This window comes from Variovorax sp. LjRoot130 (assembly GCF_964253755.1).
Taxonomy (GTDB): Bacteria; Pseudomonadota; Gammaproteobacteria; order Burkholderiales; family Burkholderiaceae_C; genus Variovorax.
In genome coordinates, this window is the sequence record NZ_CAXURM020000001.1 from 1729005 (window position 1) to 1754913 (window position 25909).

Sequence of the window (25909 nt, forward strand, 5' to 3'; positions counted from 1 at the left end):
TGTGATTCAGTTGTTGTCGTCCTGAAAGTTGATGCTCCGGTGCGTGCCATCGCAAAACGGCTTGTTCTTCGATCCGCCGCACCGACAGAGGGAATAGCGCTCGCGCGAGGCGCCTTCGCTCCAGTTGTCGGTGTCGAGATCGAAGCCCTGAACCTCATAGGGGCCGTTTCGTGCGATGCGAATGCTCGGAGCAGTCAGGTCGCTGGATCCGGGTTGGGCGGCGCCCCGATCGTCCACGACCCCGCAAGGCGTGCGGTCCGGGCGCGGGTCGTCCGAAAACCCGATTCGAATATGGGAGCTGTCACAAAACGGCTTCCTGTGCGACGCGCCGCAGCGACACAACGCGACGCCGTTCCACCCCTGGAGCCGCTCGCCCTTTGAGTTTGTCAGATCATCGACGGTGACCAGATAGGGGCCATTGCGCGACAGCCTGATGCGAGGTCTTTGCTTGTCTGGAGGGGATTGACCCACGACTGCATGCGAGAACGGCGCGACTGGTTCCTGCTTCATCTTGCAACTCCTTCGAGCCCAACGCTTGCGGCAAATATGAGCGAACGCCAGCCGAGCGTACACCTGATGAGCGATGAAAAAGCTTCGGCCCCTTGAAGACGAAGCTCGCCTGCCTGGCGGCCGCCGCGCGCGGGCCTTGGTCAGCGAGGCGACGACGACTCACGACCGGCAGGCAAGAGATCCCGCTGGACCGAGCTATCCCTCGAATCGGTGAGCCGGTCATCGCGGTGCAGCCGCCACCATGCGAGCAGGGCGTCAAAGTCGCCGGCGAAACTGCGCGCTTTCAGAACGTCGGCCGCGATCGAGCAATGGGCGGCTTCATCAAAAGCGAGCATGCGGCGGCTTGATACGCGGGCGCAGAGCAGATACAGCGCCTTAAGATCGGCCTCGGCGACGCGCTCGAAATGCGCCAGTAGGCGTTCGCGATCACCCGGCGCGGGCGCTCCGGGCAGGTTCTGGCCAAGGGCTGCCGCGGACAGCAGCGCGCAGGCCATGGCGGTCGAACTGCGTCGATGTTCCGATTTCATGGAGATGACTCCGTGAGGGGTTCCGGAGTAATCTAGGCGACCCGCTGCGCCTCGCGTCGAAACTCGGCCGAACCTTCGTCGAAGCTTCGCCGCAAGAGCCCACCGAGCAGGAGGGCAGGCGATGTTGACGAGCTCTGTGGGCATCGAGCCCGGTTCGGTGTCACTGTTTGGGCCGTTCGCGCTGGACGCGGGCCGAGCGGCGCTGACCCGTGGCGGCGCACGCGTGGCCTTGCGTCCGAAGACCTTTGCGCTGCTGTCGTACTTGGCCGCACATCCCGGCCGCGTGGTCGGCAAGGACGAGTTGCTGGCAGCGGTCTGGCCCGGCGTCGTCGTCAATGAAGAGTCGCTGTCGCAGTGCGTGCGCGAAATTGCGCGCCGCGCTGGGCGACGAGGGGCAGCAGCTGATCAGGACCGTCGCGCGTCGCGGCTATCTGTTCGACACGGCCGTCGAGGCGCCAGCGCCACCGGTGGCAGACGCCGCCTCGCCGCAGCACGACCGCCACCGGGCAGGATGGGCGATTGCCGGCGCGGTGCTGCTCGCCGGATTGACGCTCGCCGTGCAACGGACCGATCCTCCGGTTGGCGTCGACCAGGCGCTCAAGGCGCGCCGCTCGATCGCGGTGATGCCATTCAGCGAGCTCGGCGCCGACGGCCGCGGCTATTTCGCCGAAGCGATCACCGAAGATCTGATCACCGACCTCGCCAAGCTGCCCGACACGCTGGTGGTGGCACGGGCTTCCGCCGCCGCGGTTGCTGTGCGCGAGACCGACATCGTGAGGATCGGGCGCGAGCTCCGCGTGCGCCATGTGCTCAATGGCAGCGTGCGGCGCGACGGTGCCGCGGTGCAGATCAACGTGCAGTTCGCCTCGAGCGACAACGGTGCAGTGCTATGGTCCGAGCGCTTCGAATATCCCGATCTCGCTGACTGGGCATGGCAACGCGACATCGGCACTCGCATCGCGCGCGTGCTCGACGTGCGGATGACGGCGGCAGCCGCAGGCCAGTCGGCAGCGCACAGCGGCAAGCGGCTCGACGCGATCGATGCGACGCTCCAGGGACAGCACGCTTTGCGCAATTTTGTCGGCCGCGCCGATCTGCTGCGGGCCCGCGCGCATTTCGAGAATGCGTTGGCCATCGAGCCCGACTCCGCCATTGCACTGACCGGATTGGCGCAGTCGTACCTGAGCGAAATGGAAGCCGGGCTGGGCCTCGGCGTCCAGTCGGTCGCACTCGCCGAACAGGCGATCGCCCGGGCGCTGGCGGCGGCTCCGGACTATTTGCCGGCGCAATGCCTCACGGGTCACGTGCTGCGCGAGCGAGGCGACCCGGAAGGCGCGCTGCGGGTGTACCAGAAAGTCGTGGCCGCCAATCCCAGCGAGGCATGGAGCCATGCACGCATCGGCGCGATGAAGCTGCGCCTCGGCCGAGCCGAGGAGGTTGCGGCCCATACCGACGCAGCGATGCGGCTGAGCCCGTTCGAGACTTCGCTGGTCGGCTATAGCCACTTCCATGCCGGCGCCGCCGAGTACTACCTCGGCCGCGAGGACGCGGCCTACGAGCGCATGCGCCAGTCAGCCGCGGTCGGCCCGCATCCGGCGCAATACGCCGCGTTCCTCTGGCTGGCCTCGCTCGATGCGCTGCACGGGCGGGGGCAAGAGGCTCGGCAACATGCCGCACAGGTACTTCGCCTGCGGCCGTACTGGACCATCCACTTGTGGCGAATCGGGACCGCGCCGGTGCATCCCCGGCTTCAGGCTGGCAGGGAACGGTTCGACGAGGGGTTGAGGAAAGCCGGGTTGCCCGAGTCGTGACATTGCACGCCTAGGGGCGGCTCGTGGGCCCCTCTAACCCGCAATGAGAACGCGGACAAGAACGACGAGGAACCCCGCAGCGATGAACGCTGCGACGGTCGTCGTCACCAGGCCAGACGTTCCGTCGTCCTCTTTTTGCTGCGCCGGCGTGGCGTAGGCGTAGGGTTTCGCCGCAGCCGTGTCGAAAGCGGTGCTGAACGGGCTATAGAGCGCCCCGCCGAGGCTTTCCGGGCCAGATCCATCGTCTTGAACATCAACACCCGCTGATTGCTCGAACACGCCAGCTTTGATGGAGGAGGCCTTTTCAGCTTCGGCTGCCAACAGCAGTTCACCTGGGAGCGCCGACAGCGCTGCCAGGCAAAAGCCTGCCAGCGCCCGGCGCGTTCCATGTTTTTTTGTCGACACGGTGCACTTCGGTTTGCCGAGACCGCCGTTACTGGGTGCCGTCAGTCGCCTTGTGCGCCTGATGATTGCCGAAGGTCAGCGGCGTGGCCGTATCGCACTTGAGCGCGGGAGTCGCCGACCCCGCCAGGGTGATGATGACCAGGGCAGTGTCTTTGGTGCCAGGCTCTCCGCCGTCGGTGAACGTGAATGTTATCGACGCAGGCTGACCATTGAAGGTGCCGGTGCCCGCTCCCTCGAAGGTGTCGAAGGGCGCAGTCGGAGGTTGTGGTTCGATATTCGGGTCGTTGGTGCACAGGCCCTTTGACAAAGTGGTCAGATGGAAATTGTCGCCACCGGAAAAATTGATTTCCAGATTGTTCGGCTCCGCGGGGTCGGATCCTTCGAATTGAGTGCCCTGTCCGCAGTGCAACTCGAACCCGTGCGTCACCCTCTGCTGTCCGGTAGCGAGTTCGCTGCAGAAAAAGCTTCCGCCACCGGTCATCCGGCCGGGTTCATGAGCCCAAGCCGAGCCAACCATCATCGCCGCCGCTGCCGCGGCACCGCAGAGCACGGCTTTACCGCAAGGTCTGTTCATGATCTTCCCTTTGCCCCGCCACGGGCGGTGATACCAGGGCCAAAGCATTCACTTCAGGACGTTGAACAAACGGACGCACAGGCCCATCGGGCGCAATTGTTGTACGCCCCAAAGAGACCTTTCTCCATACAACGAATGGCCTATCGTTGCTGAGCGAGAGCGGCGTCGCGCCGTCGGCTACCCAGAGCCCAGCCGAACAACTCAGGAGCGCGGGCAGAAAGCCCCAGCCTCGGCCCAGGCCTTGATCAGCGCGCCGAACTCCTTCTGCGTTCCCGGCGCCGGCGTGCGCCACGCGCCCGGGTTCCAGGCCCAGCCGACCAGCGAGTCTTCGGCCATGTGGTGCACCAGCTTGGCCATGTCCATGTTGTCGTTGCGCGACTTGTCCTTGATCTGCTCGCAGATCTGGCCCAGCGTGCGGCCCTGCCAGGCCATCGAGGCCGGCGCCAGGTGCCACTTGGGATGGCCCGGCATGCGCGCGTTGTCGTAGTTGGCGGCCTGGTGGCAGGTGGCGCAGCGCATCGCCGCCGCGCCGAAGCCGTCGGCGCCGCGCACCACCCAGGGCTGGTGCGGATTCAGCGCATTGCTCTGCGTCGGCCGGTCGCCCGACGGATGGCAGTTGAGGCAGCGCGGGCTGTTGATGACCTTGCCGGCCTCGGTGAAGAGGGCGATGGCGCGCTCCTGCTTGTCGGCGATCTTGTCGAACTCGGACACGGGCTTGAGCGTGTTGTTGCTGCCCTGCTGCTGCGCGGCCGCGATGCCACCGAGGGCGAGCAGGGCGGCAAGAAAGAGCTTCTTATTCATCATCATCACGCGGCCTCCCTGACCATGGGCAACTGCCGCGGCCGTTCGCCGCCCGCGAGCCGCGCGAGCGCATTGGCCACCGCCGGCCCGATCGGCGGCACGCCCGGTTCGCCGACGCCCGTGGGCTTCTCGGTCGAGTCGACGATCTTCACTTCGATCGCCGGCATCTCGTGGATGCGCAGCGAACGGTAGGTGTCGAAGTTGCGCTGCACGCGGCGCCCGCCTTCGAGCCGGATCTCGCCGTAGAGGATGTGGCCCAGGCCGAAGCCGATGCCGCCTTCCATCTGCGCGCGCACGATGTCGGGGTTGACCACGCGGCCGCAGTCCACCGCGCACCACACCTTGTGCACGCGCGGCTCGCCGTTCTCGCCCATCGACACCTCGGCGATGTGCGCGACATAGGTGCCGAAGGCCTTGACGATCGAGACGCCGCGTGCGCGCCCGCTGCCCGCGGCCGGCCCCGACCACTTCGCGAGATCGGCCACGGCGCGCAGCGTGGTCTTGAAGCGCGGGTCGTCGCCGAAGAGGGCCATGCGGCCTTCGACCGGGTCCTGCCCCGCGGTCTGCAGCAGCTGGTCGACGAAGCACTCCACCGCGTAGCCGGTGTGCGTGGAGCCCACCGAGCGCCACGACAGCGTGGGCACGCCGACCTTCTGGATGTGCAGATCGCAGCGGAAGTTCTCGATCTTGTAGGGGATCTCGTTCGCGCCTTCGACCATGGTGGCGTCGATGCCGTTCTTGAACAGCATGGATTCGAACATCGTGCCCTGGATGAAGGACTGGCCCACGATGGTGTCGGACCAGGCCACGACCTTGCCGCCGCGCAAGCCCCCGCGCATGCGGTGCACGAAGAGCGGCCGGTAGCGCCCGCCCTGCACGTCGTCGTCGCGCGTCCACATCAGCTTGACGGGGCGCGCGGAGCCAATGGCCTTGGCGACCTGGGCCAGCTCGGCAGCGAAGTCAGAGCCCATCTCGCCGCGGCGGCCGAAGCTGCCGCCGGCCAGCATGGTCTCGACCGCCACCTGCTCGGGCTTGAGCCCCAGCACGCCGGCGATGACGGCTTGGTCGAGGGTCTGGATCTGCGAGCCGAAGCGCGCCGTGGCGCCCTTGTCGTTCCAGCGCAGGAAGCCGTCCAGCGGCTCCATCGGCGAATGGGCCAGGTAGGGGAAGGCGTACTCGGTTTCGATCACCCGCTCGGCCGAGGCCAGGCTCGTGTCGACATTGCCGTGCGCCTCCGCAACGGCACCCGGCGAGCGGGCGGCGGCGCGGTATTCGGCGAGGATCTGTTCGCTGCCGCGCTTCTCGGCCGCCGACTCGTCCCAGGTGATGCGCAGCTTCTCGCGCCCCTTGATGGCCGGCCAGGTGCTCTCCGCGTAGACGGCCACGCCGGTCGGCACCTGCTTCACCTCCACCACGCCCTTGACCGCCAGCGCCTCGATCGCGTCGAAAGAAGCGACCTTGGCGCCGAAGAGCGGCGGATGCGCGACCACCACGGTGAGCATGTTCGGCTCGTGGATGTCGATGGTGAACTGCGCCGTGCCGTTGGTCTTGGCCGGCACGTCGAGCTTGCGCACCGCGCCTTCGCGCCCGATCAGGCGGAACTCCGAGGGGTCTTTCAGCCGCACCTCGGTGGGCGCGGGTGCGGGCAATCGCGATGCGGCGAGCGCGAATTCGCCGAAGCGGCCCTGCTTGCCCGACGCCGCATGCCGCAACACGCCGCGTTCGACCGTGATGTCCTTTGCCGGAACGCGCCAGCTGTTGGCCGCCGCCTGCACCAGCAGCGCCCGCGCGGTGGCGCCAGCCTGGCGCAGCTGGTCGTAGGAATTGGCAATCGCCGTCGAGCCGCCCGTGCCCTGCACCGGACCGAAAGCGAGGTTGTTGTAGAGCTTGGCATCGGCCGGCGCGTGCTCGGCGCGCATCTGCGCCCAGTCGGCATCCATCTCCTCGGCCACGATCGTCGCGAGACCGGTGAAGGGCCCCTGGCCGAACTCGATGTGCTTGACCAGCACCGTGACCGTGCTGTCGGTGCCCACGCGAATGAAGGCGTTGGGCGCGAAGACGCTCTGGGCCGCCTTAGCCTTGGTGGCCGCCAGCGCGCTGCCGGCGAAGGGGGCGAGGTAGGCGGCGACCACAAGGCCGGACGTGCACTTCAGCACCGTGCGGCGCGAGAGCTTCAGGGTGGTGCTGTCTGTGGGGGCCATGGCTCAGGCTCCCAGCGTGCGCGCCGCGTCGTGGATGGCGGCGCGGATGCGGTCGTAGGTCGCGCAGCGGCAGATGTTGCCGTTCATCGCGAGGTCGATGTCGCGGTCGGTCGGCTTCTTGTTCTGCCTGAGCAGCGCCACCGCGCTCATCACCTGGCCCGACTGGCAGTAGCCGCACTGCGGCACGTCGCGCGCCACCCATGCCGCCTGCACCGCCTTGGCCTCGCGGCCCGTGAGGCCCTCGATGGTCGTGATGGCTCGCTTGCCGACCGCGGCGATCGGGATCGAACAGGAGCGCAGTGGCTGGCCTTCCATGTAGACGGTGCAGGCCCCGCACTGCGCGATGCCGCAGCCGAACTTGGTGCCCGTGAGCTTGAGTTGATCGCGCAGCGCCCACAGCAAAGGCGTGTCTTCGTCAGCGTCGACGCGTCGCTCCCTGCCGTTCACTTTGATGAGGTAAATCATGGCTTCCCCTCGGGGTGGCTGGATGGACTCTCGGAGTGCGCAGGCAATTTAGCGCGAACTACTTCACGAAGATAGAGGACGCGGCTGGCATTCCTTTCCTGCCGCCAGTCGGCAGTAAGTCCTTCTGCTACGCTCGCGCAACAATATTTAACAATCGGCGGAGAAGGTTCTTCGGTATGAATTCAGCGTATGTGATCCTGGGCATACCGGGCAACGCCACGGCGGCCGACATCGAGGATGCCTTTCAGCGGGCGCGCACGACCTACACGCCAGAACGGATGGCCGAGGATTCGCGCGTCGCGCAGCAGTTGACCGATGTGATGGACGCGTACAAGGTGCTGCGCGATCCCGAAGCCCGCGCCGCGCACGACAGAAAGCTCGCGAGCCAAGTCCGGGTGCAACAGGTGCAGCGGAGCAGGATCGACCCGCAACCTGTCATGGAGCGCGAGTCGAGCATGCCCAAGGTGCTGATGTTCATCGGCGCGTTGGTGGCTGCGTTGTTTGCGGGCGGTTTCTACGTTCAGCACCAGCGCCAGGCCGCCCAGGCCGAGCTTGCGGCCAAGGCACTGGAAACGGCGCGCCAGCAGGCGATTGCCGAAGCCGAGAATCAAAAGACGCTGGCATTGGAAGTCCGCGAAAGCGCCCGCCGAGAAGCCGCGGAGCAAGCGCGGGACCGCGCGTTCCGCCGCGAAAGCGACGCGGCGATCGCGCGTGCGCAGAGCAACCAGGCGCGCCAGAATGCACTCGATGCCCAGCAACAGTCCGCGGCGCTGCGGGAAGAGCAACGCAAGGAATACGAGCGTCGAGCGGATGAGCAGCGCCGCGCCAATGAAGGGCAGCGGCGGGTGGCTGCGGATCGGCAGCGGATTCGCGAGCTTTGCTATATCAACTATCGGCGCTATGACTGCTAGCTTAGCTAGGACTCCTCGTCCTCGAGCGAAGAGAACAGCACCGGAAAGATGTCCTTCGTCGATACCGAACCGTCGAGATCCTTCTCGGCCAGCATGAGCTGCTGCGACTCGGGCAGGCCGGCGGGAATCACCATCTTGCCGCCGGGTTTCAACTGGTAGATGAGCGCCGGCGGAATCAGCTCCGGCGCCGCCGTCACGATCACCTTGTCGAAGGGCGCGTATTCGGGCCAGCCATGGCAGCCGTTGCCGATCTTGATGTCGACGTTGAGATGGCCCTGCCGCGCCAGCCGGTGCATCGCCCGCGTGGCCAGCTCTTCGATCAGCTCGATGCTGAAGACCCGCAGCGCGAGCTCCGCCAGGATCGCCGACTGGTAGCCCAGCCCGGTGCCGATTTCCAGCACCGTGTCGGTCGGCTGCACGTCGAGCAGATCGGTCATCACGGCGACGATGAAAGGCTGTGAGATCGTCTTGCCGTAGCCGATGGGCAAGGGCGTGTCGACGTAGGCAAACGGCCGCAGCTCGAGCGGCACGAACTCATGGCGCGGCACCTTGGCCATGGCATCCATGACCCGCGGATCGAGCGCAGCTTTGCCCAGGTACGAGGTCGAGAAAATCGTCTTCGCGGCGATTTCCGCGAGCATGTGCTGCTGCAGGGCCGTGAAGTCCGGGTCGCTCATGGTGGCTGCTCGAAGGCGGGGACTGAGACGCCAACCATCCTACGCTTTCCGGATGAAAGCAGGAGCCGAATCAGCCGCTGACAAACCGCTGCAACAGCGCAAAAACGGCGCTACATTCCCCGCACGTGGTGTTCAATTTCGGGACTTCGGCTCGTCATGGCATCGACTGCGACTTCACCGCGCTCTGCTTCAGCGCACAACGACCTCCTGGAGGTGATGCCCCTGGATGTGCGGGTCGGCTTGGAGCCGCTTCTCGAACTGGTTACGCTCAACTTGGGCGATGTTCTTTACGAGTCGGGGGTAGTTCAGGAGCACGTGTACTTCCCGACCGACTGCATCGTTTCGCTGCTGTATGTGCTCGAGAACGGGCAATCCGCCGAGATCGCGGTCGTCGGGTTCGAGGGCATGGTCGGCGTCTCGCTCCTGATGGGCGGAGGCAGCACGCCGAACCGCGCGGTGGTGCAAAGCGCAGGGCATGCGTTTCGGCTGGGCGCCAGCCATATCAAACAACTGGTCGAGCAGGGAGGGCCGTTGCTCCATCTCCTGCTGCGCTATACCCAGGCGCTCATCACGCAGATGTCGCAGACGGCCGTATGCAATCGACACCATTCGCTCGAGCAACAGCTGTGTCGCTGGCTCCTGCTGAGCCTCGACAGGCTGCCGGGCAGCGACCTGGTGATGACGCAGGAGCTGATCGCCAACATGCTCGGCGTGCGGCGCGAAGGCGTGACGGAGGCGGCCGGCAAGCTGCAGCGCCTGAACCTGATCCAGTATGCCCGGGGTCACATCACGGTGCTGGACCGTCCAGGTCTCGAACGGCACGTGTGCGAATGCTACGAAGTGGTGAAGCGCGAGACCGATCGTTTGCTGCCCCATGAAACAGCGACCTGATCCGGCGACATCGGTTTCACCGTGCGGTAGCGTACAGACGATCGCCTTCGTTTGACTAGCATTGCAAGTGGGGGCATTGCGCAGCCCCGCAACGGACCTTGTGATGCAACTTAACCTGCTCGATCTGCCCTGGTGGGGTCTTGTGCTGGTCACGCTGGGCTCGACCCACGTCACCATCGCCGCGGTCACCATTTTTCTGCATCGGCATCAGGCGCATCGCGCGCTGGAACTGCATCCCGTCGCCAGCCACTTATTCCGTTTCTGGTTGTGGCTCACCACCGGAATGGTGACCAGGGAATGGACGGCGATCCACCGCAAGCACCACGCCAACTGCGAAAGCTCCGAAGACCCCCACAGCCCGCAGATCCATGGCATCAGGAAAGTGCTGTTCGAAGGCACCGAGCTCTATCGCATGGAAGCCAGAAACGCCGCAACGCTCAAAAAATACGGCCACGGCACCCCTGACGACTGGATCGAGCGCAAGCTGTACGCGAGGCACACCCGACTCGGCATCGGCCTCGTGCTGGGCATCGACATCGTCCTGTTCGGCCCGATCGGACTCAGCATGTGGGCGGTTCAGATGCTGTGGATTCCGTTCTTCGCCGCGGGCGTCATCAACGGCGTCGGCCACTATTGGGGCTACCGCAATTTCGCGCCGAACGACAGCTCCAGCAATGTCGTGCCGTGGGGCATCCTGATCGGCGGCGAAGAGCTGCACAACAACCATCACGCCTATGTCACCTCTGCCAGGCTGTCCAGCAAGTGGTGGGAATTCGACATCGGCTGGATGTACATCCGCATCCTGGAAATGATTCACCTGGCGAAGGTGCGCAAGGTTGCGCCCAGGATTCGCTACAACACATCCAAGACCCGTTGCGACGTGGGGACCCTGCAGGCTGTCATCACTCACCGCTACGACGTGCTGGCCAAGTTCGCCAGGTCCGTGCGCCCGACTGCCGTGGCGGAGATCCTCAGCCTGCGGGCCGGCGCGATCCCGGGCTCGAGGGACTCCAAGGCGCTGGACCCGGTCAACTACCTGCTGCAAAGGGATGCGAGGGAATTGCCGGAGAAGGAGCGCGCAGTCCTGCAACAGGCTCTGCACTCCAGCACGGTGCTGAGCACCATTTACTCGATGCGGCAGGATCTCACTGCCGTATGGAGCCGATCCGCAGCCTCGAAGGAGCAGCTGGTGAAACAGCTGGAAGACTGGTGCCGGCGCGCCGAGGAAAGCGGGATTGGTGCGCTGCGCGAGTTTTCTCGAGCGCTGCGCCGCTACGACTCACTGATAGGAGACATGCCATGACATTGGGAACAATTCTGTTGATCATCGTGGTCCTGCTGCTCATCGGCGCGATTCCAAGCTGGCCCCACAGTCGGGGATGGGGCTACGGTCCCAGCGGTGGCATCGGGCTGGTGCTGGTGATCCTGGTGGTTCTGCTGTTGGCCGGCAAGATATAGCGAGCTGCCTCGACCGGGGCAAAAAAAACGTGCCTCATGGCACGTCTGTGAAAGCGGGAGCGCTCAGTAGCGGGGGCCGTTGTAGGGGTAGTAGCCACGGTTGTTGTAGTTGCGCTGGTCCGCGTTCCGCCCCACTTCGTTGCCGATCAGGCCGCCGATGGCGGCCCCTCCCACTGTAGAAGCCGCGTTGCCGCCGATCGCGTTGCCAAGCACCGCTCCGCCGACGGCGCCACCGGCGATACCGAGCTGCTGGTTGGGACCGGTCGCGCATCCGGCCAAAGTCAGGAGCGAACCGACGGCCGCTGCCGTCATCCAGGATGTTGTTTTCATGATGTCCACCTTTCAGTGAGTTATGCAGGAGCTGGTTGGAGCAAGGCACACACGGCCGGCCGCTCAGCCGCCGCGGCGACTCCGATGCCTGTCGGCGGCGCGATGGCCTGGTTGTCGATGTCTGTGCGCAGGGTCTGGTCGAGCACCGGCATCCTGCCGCTGCTCAGCCGTGCTTCGGCCACCCACACAACCGCAGCGTGCAAGACTTCTGGCAAGGTGCGTCCACGCAGGTAGACACGAACCATGGCGTCGGCAGTGAATTCGGAGGGGGTCATCCGGTCACTGTGACCGGATGCGCGTACTCCGTCTGTACGGCGTCGCGCATAGGTGGTGTGTGTGCACGCTGCCGCAAACTCGCGATGACAGGCCCCAGCAGTCGGCGCGATCGCGTCGGCGTGAACAGATGCATCTCGTAGCGCGGAAGGGCCTCACGCAGACGCAGCGGCACAACCTGGCCCTTCGCTGCACTCTCCAGCAGCGCCGGGTGAGGGAGCACGCCCAGCAAGTCGCTGTCGGCCATCAGATGCAGAAGGCTGGCGTAGTCGGGGCACGACGCCACCACACGTGGCGCCCGCATCCGGCGGACGGCAAATGCCTCATGCAGCACGTCTACGGGCCCGCTCACGCTGGGCCCGACGATCGCCCATGACGCCCCCTGCAGTTCCTCCAGTGATTGCGCCTTGGCCAAGGGGTGCGCGCGGCAGGCGTAGGCCAGCGGCGTGAGCTGGTACAGCGGCTGACAGGCCAGGCCGGCGGCAGGGTACCCACGAGGCAGCGGTGAAATCACGAGGTCAAGTTCGCCGCCCTGCAACTTCGCAAGCATGTGGCCTTCGTCGGCGCTCGACATGTCGAGGCGACGGCGAGGGTGGCCATGACACCAACCGAAGTGCAAGGCCGGGCCGCAGACCAGCGCGGCGGATGGCGTCACCCCAACGCGCAGCGTGTCGCGATGGGCCGGAGTGGCACTCGCCATTCCAAGTGCTTCGATCCGCGCTGCGAGATCCGTGCTCTTCAACGCCGCTTGCAACGCTGACTCGGTGGGCAGCAGCCTGCGCCCGGACGCAACGAAAAGCGGTGTGTCGAACTGTCGCTGCAGCTGCCTCATGCCGTAACTGATCGCCGGCTGCGACACACCACCGGCCCGCGCCGCAGCAGCGAAGCTGCCATGTTCGATCACCAGCCTGAGGTACTGCAGGTAGCGCAAATTCATAAACGACTCTTATGGATTGACGGCCATTCTGACTTGTCGGCGAGCGCCGTGTCTGGAACGATTCAGCCGTTAACCGACAAGGAGCCCACACATGAGTCAAAGCCAACTGGATACGGTGCGCAGCTACCTGCAATACCTGCACGCAAGCGATACGGCGGGGTTGATTTCCACTTTCGAGAACAACGGCGTCGTGCATTCCCCGTTTCTCGGCACCATGAAGGCGCGCGACTTCTTCCCCAGGTTGGCGCAGGCATCGCGCCAGAGTGTGATCACGCTGATCGATCTGTTCGCGTCCGTACAGCCTGTAGACGCCACGGTACGCGTGGCGGCCTACTTCCGCTATGACTGGACGCTGAGCGACGGAAGGCTGGTCGACTTCACCTGCGTGGACGTGTTCGGCTTCCGCCCGGACAGCGACCGCATCGATAGCATGCACATCGTCTACGACACGCATCCGCTGCGCGAGGGCGTGGGTGACAAGTACGCGCCAAACCCTGTGTTGAACGGCTGAGCGGGGCGGCGGACAGCAAGGTCAGCATGAGCGCCCCGCACTAGTCCCACTTTGGAAGGTTCTGCAAAGCGTCGTTGGGCTGGTCGACGATGTCGACGCCGGTAATGCCGTTGCCGCCCGGCAGCGCCTTGACGTCGCAAACGATCTCCCAGGCATGGTCTTCGGTGCGCCGCGCGATGCAGACCTCCTCGCCGGCGGCAAGCAGATCGACGCATTCGCCGACCTTGACGCGCCGTGCCGCGCCGAGCGCCAGTTCTGTCGAACCGAATTCCTTGTCCACAACCGGGTGAAGCGCGACGAGATCGATCTTCCCGCCCCCGTAGTGAACAGCGGTGATTGCGTGCTGGGCCATGGTGACCTCCGTTTGTGGAGAGCCCAGTATGGCTGCGGCGGCTGCTCTTGTCAGTCTGCCTACCGCGGCCGTGGGTACGGGCCCGGTCTTGTCCCCTCTCCCTCCGGGAGAGGGCCAGGGTGAGGGCAGGGGCCCCTTCAACGCAGGCGCACCACCTGGTCCGAATCACCCTTCCTGACCTCGACGAAGTCGTCCAGCGCCTTCACCATCGCGGGGAAGTTGGGGTGGCCGTATTCCTTGGTGTCGAAGGTCGGGTCGAGCCGCTTGATCATGTGCCAGATCGAGCCTTTGTTGACCCACGGGTCGCCCTTGGTTTCGGCAAGGAGTTTGATGGCGCGTTTGAGGACATCGGCGGCAGGATTCACAGGCGGTGCCTCGATCGGCGCCGCTTCATCGGGTTGATCTTCAGGTAACGCAGGCTCTTCGGCCAGGTTCTCGTAGTAGCGGAACTCGTGGCAGCTCTTGGCCCAGTGGCGATTAGTCGACTTGCGCGTGCCCAAGCCGATGAGCGTCCGGCCCGCGGCCTTGATCTTCTGCGCGACCGGCATGAAATCGCTGTCGCCGCCGACGATGATGATCGTGCCGAGGTGCGAGAAGCGGGCGATGTCTTCCGTGGCGTCCAGGCACAGCTTGATGTCTGCGCCGTTCTTGGCGGATGCGCCCGGCGGGAAGAGCTGGATCAACTCGACCGCACTCTGTAGCAGCGCATCACGATAGCGGCCGTAGTACTGCCAGTTGCAGTACGCGCGGTTGATCGCGATGGGGCCGAACGACGATGCCAGTTCGACGATGGCCTGGACATCGATCAGCGGCTCCTGCACCTTGAAGCGAGCGTCCGGTTTGCTGTAGCTGCCCTCGCCGAACTTCGCTTCGCAGAGGCTCGCGTGCAGATTCTCGAAGTCCCAATAGAGGGCGACCGAGCTGTTTTCTTCATTGTCGTTTCATCGGCAACTCCTGGAGGTTGGTTCGTCCGCGTCGTGTGTACGAGGCGGATGCTACTTCGGGCGTTGGACTACAACAGCCAGTCGGCGCCAAGCACGTCGGCGATTGCGTTCAAGCCTTCGACGGCTCCGATGGCCAGCCCCACGTCGTGCGAGCTCCGCACTTCGGGCTCGCGGGGGTTGATGCGAATCAGCCGACCGCCGAACTGCTGGACGACGCGCTGGCTGAAGTAGCGCACCGAAGGGATCGCCGTGCCCGCGCCGATCTCGATCACCACCGGCCGGCTCACCGACGAGAGCCACCGTTCGAGGCGCTCAGCCTGCGCCTGCTCGCGCGCTTCGATCCACCCGTAGTCGCCGAACATCAGCACGTTCGGCCGCGCAAGGCCGCCGCAACGAGGACACACGGGCGGCGCATTGCGCAGCCGACATGCGTATTCGTCCACGTCCGGCGTGAAGCCGTCCGCGCTCCAGATGTCATCGCTGCACGGAGCCAGGCACTGCAGGTGGTGGATGGACCCATGGCATTCGTGGATCAGCGCCGCATCGAAGCCCGCCTTCTGGAACTGCCCGTCGACATTGCTGGTGAAGACGGCGTAGCCGTGAGCCATCTTCTCGCCCCAATGCTTGAGCAGCGCGAAGCCGGCGTGCGGCGTGGTGCGGCGGTACAGGTTCAGGCGATGGCCGTAGAAGCCCCAGGCCAGCGTCGACTGGGCCTCGAACGCGGAGGGTGAGGCAATGCGGTGGAAGTCGATCTGTGCGCGGGCGAGCGCAGGGTAGGCGTTCCAGAAACCGGCCGTGCCGCGGAAGTCGGGAAGGCCGGAGTCGACGCCCATGCCGGCGCCTGCTGCGATGACGAGGGCGCCGGCTCGATCGAGCAAGGCGGCGGCGCGGTCGGCTGGCGTTTCGCTGGGGAAGGGCTGGGTCATCGGTGTTATGACGCGAATGTCCGCGGTCAGCACACGATAGCGGGTCTGCGCGTGAAATGGTCACGAGGCCTATCAACCCTGAGCTTCCACAATCCCACGGGGAGACCAACAGATGAGCGTTGACGCTCGCGGTCGATCGGAGCGGGGACATGAAGAGACTTCTGCTGCTGGCGGCGTTGCTGTCAGCCTTCTGCTGGCCTGCGATTGCTCAGACGCCGGCCATCTTGCTCGAGGCCTGCAATGCGATGGAGCCGGCAAGCAAACGCCTGGAATGTTTGCGCGCGGCGAACGGGGTGCGCTCGGACTCGGGCGGGTCGTACGGCGGTGTGTCCAACAAGTCGCAACCGGCATATGCGGTGCCGCCTCCCGCAGCCCCCAGTCGCTATGCGCCCGCGACCAGTGCGACGACGCGCTCAAGCGAAGGACCGACCTGCTACGTCGGTCCGCGCGGGGGTACTTACACGATCACGGCGAGTGGGCGGAAGAACTACGGTGGGTGCTGAATACCAGCAGAGCATCAGCAGTTGCACTTAGCTGCCACCCTAAGTCGCCTGCACAATGCTGGGCACTTCTGCACTCGCCTACACCGCCATGCCTTTGCCTACCGACTCAGCCGGCACCCCTGTCGCCGACTGCCCGTGGGTCGGCGAGCGGTACGAGGACGGGCACCGAACCCTCGTGCTGGGCGAGTCCTGGTACGGCAGCTTCCCGGAGACCATCGCCACCGACGACGGCTATATACGCGCGTGGCTGGCCGGGGCGCTACCGAAGGGCATCCGGGAAGTCCTCTATCCCCGGCTATCGGGTGCGGTCGGCCCGTCGCGTGCCGAGTTTTGGCATGGCGTCGCCTTTACGAATTTCGTCATCGCGAGTGTTGGACCGACCCGCTCGAACCGGCCGACCGAGGCGATATACGAAGTCGCGAAAGTTCGGCTGGCGCGCGTGCTGGCCGACCTTCGCCCGGCGCGCGTATGGGTGATCGGCAAGGAGCAGTCCACGCACTCGGGCCCTGTCATCGACGAAGCTGGAATTGTCTGGGCATGGGTGCGCTTCCCGCTGTCGGCGCCCGCCATGACGCACCAGGAGTTGGGCGCGAGCTGGGTTGCGCTACAGGCACTTCCCATGGCTCAACACGAGAAAGGCCATACGTCCCTGCGGGCCCGGCTTAAGAATGACGCAGAACGATCATGACGACGCCAGGGATGCGATGCACCTTCTTTCTGTTGGGGAGGCTTATCCACGCCTATGCCCGACTCGATCACTTCATCGGCCTCCAACTTAATTGGCTCGGCGAGTACAGAGGCCAGCCGGTGGCGAAGCTCCTCCGAAAGAACGTTGCCTTTGCTCGACGGCTCAAGTGCCTGCGACAACTTGCGATAGAGACTTGGGGGCACAGCGATCCCAAGGTGGTCGACGAGTTCAAGGCGTGGTTCAAAGAGGTTGAGCGCGTTCAGGGACAAAGGAACAAGTACGCGCATGGACGATGGGGCTACATGCGCATCAACACCGACGAGATCGAGTTCGTGGAGCTGTCTTGGGAGAGCGATCCCGCCAAGATGAAACCTGCGGTCAAGGTCGCCTTGGAGGACTTCAGGCGTCTTGTCGGCGAGGTAGAGCGCCTCACGCATGGCTTTGTGAGCCTGCAGAAAAAGTTCGAATCACGCGTTCGATACAAGAAGGAATGGGAGGACGCCAATCCTGTGGGGTTCAAGGCCTGGGCGGCGTACCAAGCGATGCTTTCCAACTGATCTACGAGCCAGGGTTTGTACAAGCCCCGCCGCTCGAAATCCTCTTAGGTCGGCCGCCCACGGAAAAGGCCTCGTTGCTATCGAGCTGATAGCAACGAGGCCTTATCTGTATTGGTGCCGGAGAGATGAATCGAACACCCGACCTTCTCATTACGAATGAGCTGCTCTACCGACTGAGCTACACCGGCTAAGCCCGCGATTATAGCGGTTCGTGATACCCGGTCAGGCGCTCGACCTCGTTCTTTGACCCCAACACAACAGCCACGCGCTCGTGCAGCTTGGTGGGCTCCAGGTCGAGGATGCGCTTCTTGCCGTTGGTGGCGGCGCCGCCGGCCTGTTCGACCAGCCAGCTCATCGGGTTGGCCTCGTACATGAGGCGCAGCTTGCCGGCCTTCTCGGGCTCGCGCTTGTCCCAGGGGTACATGAAGACGCCGCCGCGCATCAGGATGCGGTGCACGTCGGCCACCATGCTGGCAATCCAGCGCATGTTGAAGTCCTTGCCGCGCGGGCCTTCCTTGCCGGCGAGGCATTCGTCGATGTAGCGCTTCACCGGGGCGTCCCAGTGGCGCATGTTGCTCATGTTGACGGCAAATTCCTTGGTGTCGGCCGGGATCTGGATGTCCTCCTGCGTGAGCATGAAGGAGCCCTGTTCGCGATCGAGCGTGAATATCGCGACGCCGTTGCCCACGGTCAGCACCAGCGTGGTCTGCGGGCCGTAGATGCAGTAGCCGGCGGCCACCTGCCTGCTGCCGGCCTGCAGGAAGTCAGCCTCCTGCACGCCGGGGGTGTCGTCGGGCTTCTTTAGCACGCTGAAGATGGTGCCGATGCTCACGTTGACGTCGATATTGCTCGAGCCGTCGAGGGGGTCGAACAACAGCAGGTACTCGCCCTGGGGATAGCGGTTGGGCACCACGTGGATGCTGTCCATCTCCTCGCTGGCCATGGCGGCGAGGTGGCCGCCCCATTCGTTGGCCTCGATCAGCACCTCGTTGGCGATGATGTCCAGCTTCTTCTGGATCTCGCCCTGCACGTTCTCGCTCTCGGCCGTGCCGAGCACGCCGCCGAGCGCGCCTTTGTTGACGGCCTGGCTGATGGTCTTGCAGGCGCGCGCCACCACTTCGAGCAAGAGGCGCAGCTGGCCGGGGATCAGGCCATCGGCGCGCTGTTGTTCGACCAGGTAGCGGGTGAGGGAGATCTTGTGTTGATGAGCCATGGTTCCGGTGTTTTCTTCTTGACTAGCTGGCTAGCTCGCGAGGGCACGGGTCACGACCTCATGCGTGTCCTTGCTGAGATCGGGCTTGGCGGCCACGCGCACGATGGCCTCGCGCGCCGCGCTGCGGTACGGCTCGGCCAGCTTGCTCCAGCGGTCGAGCGCGCGCGCGAGGCGGGCCGCGACCTGCGGGTTGATGGCGTCGAGCTCGATCACGCGATCGCTCCAGAACACGTAGCCGGCTGCATCGGGGCGGTGCAGCGCGCCGGGGTTGCCGCTGCAGTAGCTGAAGATCACGCTGCGCGCGCGGTTCGGGTTCTTGAGCGAGAAGTCGGGGTGCTTCATGAGCTGCTTGACCAGCGGCAGGATGTCGCCGCCGCGGTCGGGCGCGCCGGCCTGCAGCGAGAACCACTTGTCGATGACCAGCGCCTCGTCCTTGAAGATCGCGTGGAAGCGCGCCAGCGCCGGCGCCGCCAGCGCATGGCCCGAGGAGACCAGGGCGTTGAGGGCGTTGAAGCGGTCGGTCATGTTGCCCGCGTCCTTGAAGCGCTGCAGCGTCTTGCCGGGCCAGACGGTGTCGCCGGAGGCGCGTGTGGCGAGGCACAGGTAGGTGAGGGCGAGGCCCGCCAGCGCGCGGCGGCCCGAGGACACGGGGTCGGGCTGGTAGCCGCCGGTGTCGCGGTTCTGCTCGTAGGCCTGTTCCCAGTCGGCGAAGAGGCCGGCGGCGAGCTGCGTGCGCATGGCTTCGCGCACGGCATGCACGCGCTGCGGATCGACCACTTCCAGCTGCTCGGCGATGTAGGTTTCCGAGGGCAGGGTGAGCACCAGTTCCTTGAAGGCGGCGTCGAGCTTGGGGTCGCGCAGCACGCGGCGCATGGCTTCGAGATACGCCTCGTTCAGCGGCGCTTCGCTGGCACTGACGGCGGGCGTGCCGATCGCGTGGATCGCGGCGCGCAGCGCCAGGCGCTGGCCGGCTTCCCAGCGGTTGAAGGGGTCCGGGTCGTTGGCCAGCAGCGTGAGCAACTGGGCATCGCTGTACTCGTGGTCGAGGATCACCGGCGCGCTGAAGCCGCGCAGGATCGAGGGCACCGGTTCGGCGTCGATGTTGATGAAGGTGAACTGCTCGCCCGGGTGCGTGAGCACCAGGGTGCGCGTGCCCTGCGTGGCGTTCTCTTCGCCCGCCAGCTGCAGCGGCAGCTCGCGGCCGTCGGCGCCGAGGAGGCCGAGGTTCACCGGGATCACGAAGGGGTCCTTGACCGGCTGGCCCGGCGTCGGCGCGCAGCTCTGCAAGAAGCTCAGTGTGTAGCTGCGCGTCGCGGCGTCGTACACGCCGTGGGCCGCGAGGCGCGGCGTGCCGGCCTGGCTGTACCAGCGCTTGAACTGCGGCAAGAGGCGCGCGAGGTCGGAGTCGGGGTTGGCGTCGGCAATGGCCTGCGCGAAGTCGTCGCAGGTCACGGCCTGGCCGTCGTGGCGCTCGAAGTACAGCGTGATGCCGCGCTCGAAGCCCTTGCGGCCGACCAGCGTCTGCATCATGCGCACCACCTCGGCACCCTTCTCGTAGATGGTGACGGTGTAGAAGTTGCTGATCTCGATGTAGCTGTCGGGCCGCACCGGGTGCGCCATCGGACCCGCGTCCTCGGGGAACTGGGCGGTGCGCAGCACGCGCACGTCCTCGATGCGCTTGACGGCGCGTGCCGAGGCGTCGGCGCACAGGTCCTGGCTGAACTCCTGGTCGCGGAACACCGTGAGGCCTTCCTTCAGCGAGAGCTGGAACCAGTCGCGGCAGGTCACGCGGTCGCCGCTCCAGTTGTGGAAGTACTCGTGGCCGACCACGCTCTCGATGTTGCTGTAGTCGGCGTCGGTGGCGGTGGCCTGGTTGGCCAGAACGTACTTCGTGTTGAAGATGTTCAGGCCCTTGTTCTCCATTGCGCCCATGTTGAAGTCGCTGGTGGCGACGATCATGAAGCGGTCGAGGTCCAGCGGCAGGCCGAAGCGGGCTTCGTCCCACGTCACCGAGTTGATGAGCGAGTTCATCGCGTGCTCGGTCTTGTCGAGGTCGCCGGCGCGCACGTAGACCTGCAGCAGGTGTTCCTTGCCGTTGCGTGCCTTGATGCGCTGCTCGCGCGCCACCAGCTTGCCGGCCACCAGCGCGAACAGATAGCAGGGCTTGCGGAAGGGGTCGACCCACTTCGCGAAGTGGCGGCCTTCGGGCAGCTCGCCCTGTTCGACCAGGTTGCCGTTCGACAGCAGCACCGGGTAGGCGGCCTTGGCGGCGCGGATCGTCACCGTGTAGCTCGCCATCACGTCGGGGCGGTCGAGGAAGTAGGTGATGCGGCGGAAGCCTTCGGCCTCGCACTGCGTGAAGAAGGTGTCCTCGCTCACGAACAGGCCCATGAGCTTGGTGTTCTTCGCGGGCGCGCAGGTGGTGAAGAGCTCGAGCTCGAAGGCATCGGGCAGGTTGTCGATGACGAGCTGCTCGGCCTCCATGCGGAAGGACGCGCCCTGGCCGTCGACCAGCACGCGCGCCAGGTTGAGCTCGTCGCCGTCCAGGCGCAGCGGCTCGGCCGGCACGTCGGGATTGCGGCGCAGGCGCATGCGGTTGAGCACGCGCGTCTTGGCCGGGTCGAGGTCGAAGGTCAGGTCGACGGTGTCGATCCAGTAGGCGGGGGCGCGGTAGTCCTCGCGGCGGATCGCGACGGGTTCGCCTTGGGCATCACGCAAGTGCATCGAGCGTCTCCAGAAAGTTTGATTTTGCGAGTTCGTTGTAGTCGCGCACGGCCGCAATCACATGCGGCCCTGCGAGTTCGGAGGCAGAGTGGGTGCTGCAGACCGCCACCGCGCGCATGCCGCCGCGACGCGCGGCCTCGATGCCGAAGGGCGCGTCCTCGAACACGACGCAGCGCGCCGGCGGCACGCCGATGCGGCGCGCGGCTTCGAGAAAGATCGCGGGTTGCGGCTTGCCGGGCAGGCCCTCGTCGCCGCCCACGATGGCGAGCGGCGCCGGGTCCAGCTTGAGCTGCGACATGGTGAAGGCGATGTTGTGCTTGTCGCCCGCCGTGCCGACCGCGATCTTGAAGCCGCGTGCTACCGCAGCCTTGGCAAAGTCGCTGAAGCCAGTCACTTCGCGAAATGCCGCCCCGAAGAGCTCGCGGTAGATCGACTCCTTGGCGTGCGTGATCTCGATGCTCTCGGCTTCGGTCACTTCGCGGCCCATGAGCTCGCAGGCGCATTCGAAGGCCGTGCGGCCGGTGGTGCGGCGCATGAAGTCCGGGATGTCGATCGCCAGGCCCTTGCGGCGGCCGTACTCGACCCATGCCTTGGCGTGCCAGGGCATGGAGTCGACCATGGTGCCGTCCATGTCGAAGATCAGGGCTTCCGCCTTGTGCGAAGCGCCCTGCATCAGACGCCTTGCTTCAACGAGGCTTCGATGAAGGGATCCAGGTCGCCGTCCAGCACCTTCTGCGTGTTGCTGATCTCGACGTTGGTGCGCAGGTCCTTGATGCGGCTGTTGTCCAGCACATAGCTGCGGATCTGGTGGCCCCAGCCGACGTCGGTCTTGCTGTCTTCCAGCTTCTGCTGCTCTTCCTGGCGCTTGCGCATCTCGTGGTCGTACAGGCGCGAGCGCAGGCGCTTCCAGGCCACGTCGCGGTTGCTGTGCTGGCTGCGGCCGTCCTGGCACTGCACCACGATGCCGGTCGGGATGTGCGTGAGCCGCACGGCCGAGTCGGTCTTGTTGATGTGCTGGCCGCCGGCGCCGCTGGCGCGGAAGGTGTCGGTGCGCACGTCCGCCGGGTTGATCTCGATCTCGATCGAGTCGTCGATCTCGGGGTAGACGAAGATGCTGGCAAAGCTGGTGTGGCGCCCGCCCGAGGAATCGAAGGGCGACTTGCGCACCAGGCGGTGCACGCCGGTCTCGGTGCGCAGCAAGCCGAAGGCGTAGTCGCCCTCGACCTTGATGGTGGCGCCCTTGATGCCGGCCGTGTCGCCGGGAGTCTCGTCCTCGATCTGGGTCTTGAAGCCCTTGCGCTCGGCGTACTTCAGGTACTGGCGCAGCAGCATGCTGGCCCAGTCGCAGGCCTCGGTGCCGCCGGCGCCGGCCTGGATGTCGACGAAGGCGTTCAGCGGGTCGGCCGGGTTGTTGAACATCCGGCGGAACTCGAGCTGCTTGATGTCGGCTTCGAGCTTGGCTGCGTCATCGGCGATGGACTGCAGGCCGTCCATGTCGCCTTCTTCCTTCGACATTTCGAAGAGCTCGGTGTTGTCCGAGAGGCCGCTGGTGAGCCGGTCGAGCGTGACGACCACGTCGTCGAGCGACTTCTTCTCGCGGCCCAGCTCCTGGGCCTTCTTCGGGTCGTTCCAGACGTTGGGATCTTCGAGCGATGCGTTGACCGTCCTCAGACGTTCGGCTTTGGCATCGTAGTCAAAGATACCTCCGTAGATCGACCGTCCGGGCGCTCAGGTCCGCGAGGGTTGCGCCGATTTGGTTGATTTGCTCTGCATCCATGGGGTGTCCTGACGGTGTTCGGGGGGAAACCGGGCATTTTCTCATGCCCGTCAAGCCCCGGTGTCAGGCCAGGAAGTCTTGGATCAACGCGGCCACCCGCGCGGGCTGGTCGTGGTGCAGCATGTGGCCGGCATCCTCGACGCGGGCCAGGCGCACGTCGGGCACGGATTTCAGCCGTTCCTGGAAGTCGGCCAGGGTGTATCGGCCCTTCCACCACTTGCCGAGGCTGTCGTCGGAGGCCACCACCGCCAGCACCGGCGCGGCGATGCCGGCATAGAGCGCCAGCGCCTCGTCGACGCGGAAGATGTTGGCGTTGATGATCTTGTGCGCCGGGTCGCCGAGGATCTCCCAGCGCTCGCCGCCCTCGGGCAGGTGCCGGGCGGCGGACCATTGGCCGGCCAGCCAGTCGGCCTTGTCCTGCGTGAGGCGCGGGTTGGTCTTCATGAGGCGCCGTGCGACGCCCTCCGGCGCCGGGTAGCTGGCCAGGGCCATCTCGCCGCGGTGTAGGCGCTTCAGTTCGTCGATCCACTTGCCGTAGCGCTGGGGCGCTTCGTCCGGCTGCAGCAGCGGCATGCCGAAGCCCTCGAGGTTGACCAGGCGGCGCACCCGCTGCGGCCGAACGCCGCCGTACTGCATGGCGATGTTGCCGCCCATGCTGTGGCCGACGAGGTCGACCGGCGCGTCGCCCGCGTAGTGGTCGAGCAACCAGTCCAGGTCGGCCAGGTAGTCGGGCATCCAGTAGTTGTCGACCCCGCCGCCTTCGGTGAGGCCGAAGCCGCGCCAGTCGGGTGCGATCACGTGGCGTTCCTCGGCCAGCGCATCGACCACGAACTGCCAGGAGGCGGCCACGTCCATCCAGCCGTGGAGCAGGACCAGCGGCGGGCGCTCGGTTGAAGGCTGGCCCCAGACGCGCACGTGGTAGCGGAGGTTGCGGACGGGGATGAATTCGCTGACGAAGGGGCGGAGGGCTTGGTACATCCGGTCGATGATAGGGAGGCAACGCAAGCCGCGCAGTCCAGCGCAGGACACGCACCCGCTGTAGCATTTCGCGCATGCAAAAAATCCAACTCGGTCAGAGCGACCTCCGCGTCACGCCGATCTGCCTCGGCACCATGACTTTCGGCGAACAGGTGGACGAGCCCACCGCCCACGCCATCCTCCACCGCTCGCTTGAACGCGGCGTCGACTTCATCGACACCGCCGAGATGTACGCGGTGCCGGCCCGCAAGGAAACCTACGGCGCGACCGAAACCATCATCGGCAACTGGTTTGCGAAGAATCCCGGCACGCGCGCCAAAACCGTGCTCGCCACCAAGGTCGCCGGCCCCTCGCGCGGCATGCCCTGGGTGCGCGAGGGCGGCGGCATGACGGCGGCCGACATCGTCGCCTCCTGCGAGGGCAGCCTCCGGCGCCTGCAGACCGACGTGATCGACCTCTACCAGATCCACTGGCCCGAACGGCATGTGCCGGCCTTCGGCAACATCTACTACGACCCGGCCAAGGAGAGCTCGCAAACCTCCATCCGCGAACAGCTCGATGCGCTGGCGGGGCTGGTGAAGGCCGGCAAGGTGCGCTCCATCGGCCTTTCGAACGAAACGCCCTACGGCGTGCACGAGTTCGTGCGGCTGGCCGAAGAGCATGGCTTGCCGCGCGTGGCCTCGGTGCAGAACGTCTACAACCTGGTGAGCCGCGCGGCAGAGAACGGGCTGGACGAGACCGTGCACCGGCTCGGCGTTGCTTTCCTGGCGTATTCGCCGCTCGCCTTCGGGCTCCTGACCGGCAAGTACGACAAGAGCGGCATCGTCGGCCCTGATGCGCCCCAGGAGGCGCGCATCGCGCGCTACGAATCGGTGCGCAAGCAGCGCTGGGGCCGGCCCGAGTCGCTGAACGCGGCGCGCCGCTACAACGCGCTGGCGCGCGAGCTCGACATGACGCCGACGCAGTTTGCGCTGGCTTTCTGCTACACCAAGTGGCTGGTGGCGAGCACCATCATCGGCGTGACTTCGGTGGCGCAACTGGACGAGGACATCGATGCCTGGGGCACGACGCTGACGCCGGAGGTGGTGGGCGAAGTCGACAAGCTGCGCTGGGAAATGCGGGACCCCGCCATTTGAGCAAGAAGACCCACGTCAGCGAAACACCCGTGGGAGGCGACGATCCTCGATCTGCCGAAGATCGCGATCAATGGCGGACGGCGGGGCTACCTGGTCGGCATCGACCCGCAGGTTTGCGTCCGGCTGCTCGGCGCAAAACCGGTGCAGTGCGCGCTGGCAGAATAGCCGGCCGCCTGGAGACACCGTGAGTTCTTATCTTCCCTCGCTCATCGCGATCGTTCTGTCCTACCTGCTCGGATCGCTGTCCTTCGCGGTGATCGTCAGCAAGTCGCTCGGCATGGCCGACCCCCGCAGCTACGGCAGCAAGAACCCGGGGGCCACCAACGTGCTGCGCTCGGGCAACAAGGGCGCCGCGCTCGCGACGCTGCTGCTCGATGCGCTCAAGGGCTGGGTGCCGGTGTTCCTGGTCCATCGGCTCGGCGCCGATTTCGGCATGGGGCCTGGCACGGCGGCGCTGGCCGGGCTGGCGGCCTTTCTGGGGCATCTCTACCCGGTGTTCTTCGGTTTCCAGGGCGGGAAAGGCGTCGCGACGGCCGCCGGTGCGCTGGTCGGCATCGAATGGCTGCTGGGGCTGGCGACCGGCACCACCTGGCTGATCATCGCCGTCTTCTTTCGCTATTCGTCGCTGGCTTCGCTGGTGGCGGCCTTCTTCGCGCCGGCCTACTACCTGATCGGCGGCGGCATCGCCTGGCCGTTGCATCCCACGGTGCTGCTGGCGCTGGTGGCGATCAGCCTGCTGCTGATCTGGCGGCATCGCGAAAACATCCGCCGGCTCGTGGCCGGCACCGAGTCCCGGCTCGGATCGAAACCAAAGACACAGGAGTAAACG

The 25909-nt window shown here is 65.7% G+C and carries 29 protein-coding genes, 1 tRNA gene and 3 pseudogenes; 12 read left to right on the forward strand and 21 right to left on the reverse strand.

Annotated features, from left to right (window positions below):
• Positions 1 to 6: 6 nt before the first annotated feature.
• Both ACSQ86_RS08680 and ACSQ86_RS08685 read right to left on the reverse strand, forming a co-directional pair.
• On the reverse strand, positions 7 to 510 hold the full coding sequence (locus tag ACSQ86_RS08680) for a CDGSH iron-sulfur domain-containing protein (protein WP_093102063.1): 504 nt from the start codon (positions 508 to 510) through the stop codon (positions 7 to 9).
• A gap of 140 nt (positions 511 to 650) precedes the next feature.
• On the reverse strand, positions 651 to 1037 hold the full coding sequence (locus ACSQ86_RS08685; protein WP_436303339.1) for a hypothetical protein: 387 nt from the start codon (positions 1035 to 1037) through the stop codon (positions 651 to 653).
• Between the two features lie 121 nt (positions 1038 to 1158).
• Between ACSQ86_RS08685 and ACSQ86_RS08690 the strand changes: the two are divergent.
• A pseudogene (locus ACSQ86_RS08690) lies at positions 1159 to 1347 on the forward strand (winged helix-turn-helix domain-containing protein); the annotation flags it as partial.
• Positions 1348 to 1405: 58 nt separating this feature from the next.
• Positions 1406 to 2848 (forward strand): hypothetical protein, encoded by a 1443-nt coding sequence (locus ACSQ86_RS08695; protein ID WP_436308765.1) that lies wholly within the window; start codon positions 1406 to 1408, stop codon positions 2846 to 2848.
• 33 nt (positions 2849 to 2881) lie between these two features.
• Here the strand turns inward: ACSQ86_RS08695 and ACSQ86_RS08700 are convergent, their stop codons facing one another.
• The 5 genes from ACSQ86_RS08700 to ACSQ86_RS08720 form a co-directional block, all read right to left on the reverse strand.
• Complete coding sequence (locus ACSQ86_RS08700) at positions 2882 to 3253, reverse strand: hypothetical protein (RefSeq protein WP_436308766.1); 372 nt, start codon at positions 3251 to 3253, stop codon at positions 2882 to 2884.
• A 28-nt stretch (positions 3254 to 3281) separates the two neighbouring features.
• The gene (locus ACSQ86_RS08705; RefSeq protein ID WP_436308767.1) at positions 3282 to 3827 is read right to left on the reverse strand and encodes a hypothetical protein; all 546 of its coding nucleotides are present in this window, start codon (positions 3825 to 3827) and stop codon (positions 3282 to 3284) included.
• A gap of 201 nt (positions 3828 to 4028) precedes the next feature.
• On the reverse strand, positions 4029 to 4634 hold the full coding sequence (locus ACSQ86_RS08710; RefSeq protein WP_212733603.1) for an Isoquinoline 1-oxidoreductase subunit: 606 nt from the start codon (positions 4632 to 4634) through the stop codon (positions 4029 to 4031).
• Positions 4634 to 6829 carry a molybdopterin cofactor-binding domain-containing protein gene (locus ACSQ86_RS08715; protein ID WP_436303342.1) on the reverse strand — a complete coding sequence of 732 codons (2196 nt, stop codon included), beginning with the start codon at positions 6827 to 6829 and terminating at the stop codon, positions 4634 to 4636. Before ACSQ86_RS08715 ends, ACSQ86_RS08710 begins: the two co-directional genes overlap by 1 nt.
• 3 nt (positions 6830 to 6832) lie before the next feature.
• Positions 6833 to 7294 carry a (2Fe-2S)-binding protein gene (locus ACSQ86_RS08720; RefSeq protein WP_436303343.1) on the reverse strand — a complete coding sequence of 154 codons (462 nt, stop codon included), beginning with the start codon at positions 7292 to 7294 and terminating at the stop codon, positions 6833 to 6835.
• A 176-nt stretch (positions 7295 to 7470) separates the two neighbouring features.
• On the opposite strand from ACSQ86_RS08720, the gene ACSQ86_RS08725 reads away from it, so the two are divergent.
• Positions 7471 to 8205 (forward strand): DnaJ domain-containing protein, encoded by a 735-nt coding sequence (locus ACSQ86_RS08725; RefSeq protein ID WP_436303344.1) that lies wholly within the window; start codon positions 7471 to 7473, stop codon positions 8203 to 8205.
• Between the two features lie 5 nt (positions 8206 to 8210).
• Here the strand turns inward: ACSQ86_RS08725 and ACSQ86_RS08730 are convergent, their stop codons facing one another.
• On the reverse strand, positions 8211 to 8882 hold the full coding sequence (locus ACSQ86_RS08730; protein ID WP_436303345.1) for a protein-L-isoaspartate(D-aspartate) O-methyltransferase: 672 nt from the start codon (positions 8880 to 8882) through the stop codon (positions 8211 to 8213).
• A 216-nt stretch (positions 8883 to 9098) separates the two neighbouring features.
• Between ACSQ86_RS08730 and ACSQ86_RS08735 the strand changes: the two genes are divergently transcribed.
• From ACSQ86_RS08735 to ACSQ86_RS08745, 3 genes are all read left to right on the forward strand, one after another.
• Positions 9099 to 9773 (forward strand): Crp/Fnr family transcriptional regulator, encoded by a 675-nt coding sequence (locus tag ACSQ86_RS08735; RefSeq protein WP_436290774.1) that lies wholly within the window; start codon positions 9099 to 9101, stop codon positions 9771 to 9773.
• A 103-nt stretch (positions 9774 to 9876) separates the two neighbouring features.
• Complete coding sequence (locus ACSQ86_RS08740; RefSeq protein ID WP_436303346.1) at positions 9877 to 11076, forward strand: DesA family fatty acid desaturase; 1200 nt, start codon at positions 9877 to 9879, stop codon at positions 11074 to 11076.
• Positions 11073 to 11231 (forward strand): DUF3309 family protein, encoded by a 159-nt coding sequence (locus tag ACSQ86_RS08745; RefSeq protein ID WP_093102076.1) that lies wholly within the window; start codon positions 11073 to 11075, stop codon positions 11229 to 11231. The genes ACSQ86_RS08740 and ACSQ86_RS08745 overlap by 4 nt, the downstream gene beginning before the upstream one ends.
• A 63-nt stretch (positions 11232 to 11294) precedes the next feature.
• Here ACSQ86_RS08745 and ACSQ86_RS08750 read toward each other — a convergent pair whose 3' ends face one another.
• The 3 genes from ACSQ86_RS08750 to ACSQ86_RS08760 are packed head-to-tail and all read right to left on the reverse strand — an operon-like array spanning position 11295 to position 12771.
• Entirely contained in the window at positions 11295 to 11561 is a 267-nt protein-coding gene (locus ACSQ86_RS08750; RefSeq protein WP_436308768.1) for a glycine zipper domain-containing protein, read from the reverse strand.
• A gap of 20 nt (positions 11562 to 11581) precedes the next feature.
• Entirely contained in the window at positions 11582 to 11836 is a 255-nt protein-coding gene (locus ACSQ86_RS08755) for a hypothetical protein (protein ID WP_436303348.1), read from the reverse strand.
• On the reverse strand, positions 11833 to 12771 hold the full coding sequence (locus ACSQ86_RS08760) for a LysR family transcriptional regulator (protein WP_436303349.1): 939 nt from the start codon (positions 12769 to 12771) through the stop codon (positions 11833 to 11835). Before ACSQ86_RS08760 ends, ACSQ86_RS08755 begins: the two co-directional genes overlap by 4 nt.
• A 91-nt stretch (positions 12772 to 12862) precedes the next feature.
• Between ACSQ86_RS08760 and ACSQ86_RS08765 the strand changes: the two genes are divergently transcribed.
• Positions 12863 to 13282 carry a nuclear transport factor 2 family protein gene (locus ACSQ86_RS08765; protein WP_093102081.1) on the forward strand — a complete coding sequence of 140 codons (420 nt, stop codon included), beginning with the start codon at positions 12863 to 12865 and terminating at the stop codon, positions 13280 to 13282.
• Positions 13283 to 13322: 40 nt separating this feature from the next.
• On the opposite strand, the gene ACSQ86_RS08770 is transcribed toward ACSQ86_RS08765, so the two are convergent.
• From ACSQ86_RS08770 to ACSQ86_RS08785, 4 genes and pseudogenes are all read right to left on the reverse strand, one after another.
• Positions 13323 to 13634 carry a hypothetical protein gene (locus tag ACSQ86_RS08770; RefSeq protein WP_093102082.1) on the reverse strand — a complete coding sequence of 104 codons (312 nt, stop codon included), beginning with the start codon at positions 13632 to 13634 and terminating at the stop codon, positions 13323 to 13325.
• A 137-nt stretch (positions 13635 to 13771) separates the two neighbouring features.
• Complete coding sequence (locus tag ACSQ86_RS08775; protein ID WP_436306276.1) at positions 13772 to 13999, reverse strand: OST-HTH/LOTUS domain-containing protein; 228 nt, start codon at positions 13997 to 13999, stop codon at positions 13772 to 13774.
• An 84-nt stretch (positions 14000 to 14083) separates the two neighbouring features.
• A pseudogene (locus ACSQ86_RS08780) lies at positions 14084 to 14539 on the reverse strand (NYN domain-containing protein); the annotation flags it as partial.
• Positions 14540 to 14646: 107 nt separating this feature from the next.
• The gene (locus ACSQ86_RS08785; RefSeq protein ID WP_436303350.1) at positions 14647 to 15504 is read right to left on the reverse strand and encodes an SIR2 family NAD-dependent protein deacylase; all 858 of its coding nucleotides are present in this window, start codon (positions 15502 to 15504) and stop codon (positions 14647 to 14649) included.
• Positions 15505 to 16062: 558 nt separating this feature from the next.
• Between ACSQ86_RS08785 and ACSQ86_RS08790 the strand changes: the two genes are divergently transcribed.
• Positions 16063 to 16695, forward strand: coding sequence for a hypothetical protein (locus ACSQ86_RS08790; RefSeq protein ID WP_436308769.1), 633 nt, complete (start codon positions 16063 to 16065; stop codon positions 16693 to 16695).
• Entirely contained in the window at positions 16692 to 17252 is a 561-nt protein-coding gene (locus ACSQ86_RS08795; protein WP_436308770.1) for a hypothetical protein, read from the forward strand. Before ACSQ86_RS08790 ends, ACSQ86_RS08795 begins: the two co-directional genes overlap by 4 nt.
• A gap of 112 nt (positions 17253 to 17364) precedes the next feature.
• Here ACSQ86_RS08795 and ACSQ86_RS08800 read toward each other — a convergent pair.
• The 6 genes from ACSQ86_RS08800 to ACSQ86_RS08825 form a co-directional block, all read right to left on the reverse strand.
• Positions 17365 to 17440, reverse strand: a tRNA-Thr gene (locus ACSQ86_RS08800).
• Between the two features lie 11 nt (positions 17441 to 17451).
• A complete protein-coding gene (locus ACSQ86_RS08805) occupies positions 17452 to 18465 on the reverse strand; it encodes a class 1 fructose-bisphosphatase (protein WP_436303353.1) in 1014 nt (337 codons plus the stop codon).
• 30 nt (positions 18466 to 18495) lie between these two features.
• Complete coding sequence (gene pepN, locus ACSQ86_RS08810) at positions 18496 to 21189, reverse strand: aminopeptidase N (protein ID WP_436303354.1); 2694 nt, start codon at positions 21187 to 21189, stop codon at positions 18496 to 18498.
• Positions 21176 to 21862, reverse strand: a complete 687-nt coding sequence (locus ACSQ86_RS08815) for an HAD family hydrolase (protein WP_436303355.1) — start codon at positions 21860 to 21862, stop codon at positions 21176 to 21178. The genes pepN and ACSQ86_RS08815 overlap by 14 nt, the downstream gene beginning before the upstream one ends.
• Positions 21862 to 22966 (reverse strand): peptide chain release factor 2 gene (gene prfB, locus ACSQ86_RS08820; protein WP_139191607.1). Its coding sequence is split into 2 segments (ribosomal slippage): positions 21862 to 22884 and positions 22886 to 22966, totalling 1104 coding nucleotides; the frame shifts between segments, so codons are not numbered across the junction. The genes ACSQ86_RS08815 and prfB overlap by 1 nt, the downstream gene beginning before the upstream one ends.
• 63 nt (positions 22967 to 23029) lie before the next feature.
• Positions 23030 to 23944 carry an alpha/beta fold hydrolase gene (locus ACSQ86_RS08825; protein ID WP_436303356.1) on the reverse strand — a complete coding sequence of 305 codons (915 nt, stop codon included), beginning with the start codon at positions 23942 to 23944 and terminating at the stop codon, positions 23030 to 23032.
• Between the two features lie 74 nt (positions 23945 to 24018).
• Between ACSQ86_RS08825 and ACSQ86_RS08830 the strand changes: the two genes are divergently transcribed.
• From ACSQ86_RS08830 to plsY, 3 genes and pseudogenes are all read left to right on the forward strand, one after another.
• Positions 24019 to 25080 carry an aldo/keto reductase gene (locus ACSQ86_RS08830; protein ID WP_436303357.1) on the forward strand — a complete coding sequence of 354 codons (1062 nt, stop codon included), beginning with the start codon at positions 24019 to 24021 and terminating at the stop codon, positions 25078 to 25080.
• Between the two features lie 33 nt (positions 25081 to 25113).
• Positions 25114 to 25245: pseudogene (locus ACSQ86_RS08835) on the forward strand (Cys-tRNA(Pro) deacylase); the annotation flags it as partial.
• Positions 25246 to 25264: 19 nt separating this feature from the next.
• The gene (gene plsY / locus ACSQ86_RS08840) at positions 25265 to 25906 is read left to right on the forward strand and encodes a glycerol-3-phosphate 1-O-acyltransferase PlsY (RefSeq protein ID WP_093102094.1); all 642 of its coding nucleotides are present in this window, start codon (positions 25265 to 25267) and stop codon (positions 25904 to 25906) included.
• Positions 25907 to 25909: the final 3 nt, after the last annotated feature.